Origin of the sequence: Tetzosporium hominis, from assembly GCF_002265435.1 — a bacterium.
In the GTDB taxonomy this organism is placed as follows: domain Bacteria; phylum Bacillota; class Bacilli; order Bacillales_A; family Planococcaceae; genus Chryseomicrobium; species Chryseomicrobium hominis.
Map to the genome: position 1 here is coordinate 1 of NZ_NOKQ01000135.1, position 277 is coordinate 277.

Annotated in this window: 1 protein-coding gene; it reads right to left on the reverse strand. The window is 44.8% G+C overall.

Going from position 1 to position 277, the window contains the following annotated elements; all coding sequences use genetic code 11:
* Positions 1–269, reverse strand: a 269-nt coding sequence (locus CF394_RS03135; protein ID WP_165767436.1) for a dihydropteroate synthase, incomplete at its 3' end; no start/stop codon positions are given.
* Positions 270–277 lie beyond the last annotated feature (8 nt).

Genomic DNA, 277 nt, shown 5'->3' on the forward strand with positions numbered 1-277 from the left:
ATGGAAATGAGAACATCACTTTCCTCACGGATAGCTTTAATCACTGGAACAACACGCTGGATTTCCTCTTCTATCCCAACATAGCTACTGCCCGGCCGAGTTGATTCTCCACCGATATCTAGCATGCTCGCTCCTTCTGCTATCAATTTACGGGCTTGCTGGATCGCCTGCTCAAGAGCAAAAAACTGCCCACCATCCGAAAAGGAATCTGGTGTTACATTGATAATTCCACAAATAGCTGTTTTCCCGTGGTTGACTTTATTGAACATAACGGTTA